Consider the following 2,434-nt stretch of genomic DNA (forward strand, 5'->3'; position numbering starts at 1 on the left):
AAGCAGATGACGACCGGGGCGTCCATGCCGCTGTCGCTGCCTTCCATCTTCTGGAAGATTTCCGTGCGCTTGCCCGTATCAGGTTCTTTCATGGACTGATCGACGAGAGTATTGAGTTCGTCCACCTTCATCCCCGCTCGCCAGAGATAATAGCTGCCGAGACGCGCCTCGTCGCTGTTGTCGGGATTATAGGCGTACTGGGTGGCAACCGCGAAAGGATCCGGCAGCCGGGCACCCGAATTGCCGAGGAGGATTTCATATTTCCGTTCGCGAAATGCGGGCGTGAATTCGCCCGGCACGAGATTGAGATCAAGACCGGCGGCACGGGCGCTCGCCTGCAGCGCTTCGGCGAAGGGCAAGGTCGCGGCTCCCGACGGGTGGAGCCCTTTCTTCAAGCCATTCGGGGATCCCGCCTCGGCCAGCAATTGCTTGGCCTTGGCGGGATCATACTCGTGGCGGGACGTCGCGTCCTCTGGTGCTCCAATCATGCCGCGAGGGATCATCGACTGCCATGGAAAGCCGGTATAACGCATTATATTGCCGGAGATCGCCTTCCAGTCGAAAGCATGCTGAAACGCTTCGCGGACCTTGGGCTTCTGCAGGTCCGGATCCTTTTGATTGAGAGCGATATAGTAGAAGCCGAGGCCCGGAACGCTATCGATCACCATCTCTTTGTTATTGGCCAAGGCGTCAAGGTCGCCGCTTGCGAGGTATTGCCCGACATCGACGTCGCCGGCTTCGAGCTGGAGCCGGAGATTGCCGGATTCCGGAATGTGGCGTGCGACGACCCGTGCCATGGCCGGCGGGCCAGCCCAATAGTTCTTCTGCGCATTGAAGATTGCCACGTCGTTTGGCCGCCATTGCGCAAGGGTGAACGGTCCACTTCCTGCCGAGTGGGCCGACAGCCACGCTGCCCCGAGATCGCCGTTCGCCTCATGCGACAACGCCGTCTTCTTGTCGATGATGCCGATCGAAGAGCCAGCGAGAGAATAAAGCACAAGATCGGTATTGACGGCGTGTGGCAGTTCGATCTCCAGCGTGTGCCCGTCCTTGGCCCGGACGAGCTTGTCCACGTTTTCGGGCGTGAAACCCCAAAGCGCGACATCAGTGGAGCCGACTTGCCCCATCTTGATGACGCGCTGGATGGACCATGCGGCGTCGTCGGCCGTGACCGCATTGCCGCTTTGGAAGACCGCATCGTCACGCAAGGTTAGCGTAATGAGCCTGCCGTCTTCCGAGACAGTCCATTTTGTGGCAAGCATCGGCTTCAGCGTCTTAAGATCATCCGGCGACAACTGGACGAGATTGTCATAAAGGTTGGAGATCAGCTCGGATACCGTGCGCGCATTGTTCTGCGCCGGATCGAGCGTACGAATACCGGTGAGATTAGTACCGATCACCAGCATGTTCGGCGGTGACGCCGCAAAAGACGGCTGGGCCGTGACCAAAGCACCGGCCAGTGCGATCGTCGTCAGTAAGTTCTTCAGCATCTCAAGACCTCCCAATCTCGTGGCGCAGTGGATCAGCGCCTCTTGCCTGCCTGAATTAGTGTCGAACTCGGCCCGCCGCCTTAGCGGGAAGGCCGCAGATCTCCATGCCCGTGGATGTCGCCTGCAGCCTCCCACCCTTGAAGCAAGCGAAACAATTCTTCGCGATCCGTTTGATCGAGGAGTGGCAGTCCCGGCACGCGCACGGGCCCGACGTCGAGGCCGGAATGGGTCACAGCCTCCTTCACGACCGTCACATTCGCGCCATTGCGGAATTTCGTGCGCATGCGTTCGAACGGTTCGAGGCGGTTGATGATGGCGCGTGCAGCAGCGAAATCGCCCTTGGAGAGCGCATCGTGGACGGCGAGGGACAATTGCGGGGCAACATTGACAAGGCCGGATGTGAAGCCACGTGCGCCAGCGGCAGTGAACGACAGCGCCCAGCTCTCCGCAAGACCGCAGACGAACAGCGCCCCCGCCGGATCGGACGCCGCAATGGCCCTCGAAAGCAGCATCAGATCCGGCGTCGCGAACTTAATGCCGGCAATGTTGCCGTGACCGGCAAGACGGACCATGTCATCGACATTGAAGCCATCCGCCCGCACATAGGCAACCAGCGGCAAAGGCGAAGCGTCCGCAAGATTGCAGAAATAGTCGATCTGAGCCGACGGTGCGGCAAAGGGATCGACAGGCTGGTGCGACATCACCGCGGATGCGCCGATCCTGGCGGCATCCTTCGCCATCCCGATTGCTTCGCGCAGCGACATGCCGATCGCCGCAGTCACCGGTGCCTTGTTCTCAACGCCGGAAACCGCCGCTTCATCGACGCGGTGGTTTTCTTGCGGAGTCAGTGCATAGACTTCGCCGGTGTTTCCTGCTGCCCCAATATTTGCGATGCCAGCACCTGCCACTCCGCTGTAAACCAGTGCCTCTCTTAGCGGCTCGTC

Annotated in this window: 2 protein-coding genes; both read right to left on the reverse strand. The window is 60.3% G+C overall.

Going from position 1 to position 2,434, the window contains the following annotated elements; all coding sequences use genetic code 11:
• Positions 1 to 1,490: ABC transporter substrate-binding protein (locus C9413_RS31125; protein WP_170251410.1), on the reverse strand; the 1,490-nt coding region annotated here is incomplete at its 3' end.
• 80 nt (positions 1,491 to 1,570) lie between these two features.
• The coding region (locus tag C9413_RS31130; RefSeq protein WP_170251411.1) for a dihydrodipicolinate synthase family protein at positions 1,571 to 2,434 on the reverse strand (864 nt) is incomplete at its 5' end.

This window comes from Rhizobium sp. SEMIA 4085 (assembly GCF_013004495.1).
Taxonomy (GTDB): domain Bacteria; phylum Pseudomonadota; class Alphaproteobacteria; order Rhizobiales; family Rhizobiaceae; genus Rhizobium; species Rhizobium gallicum.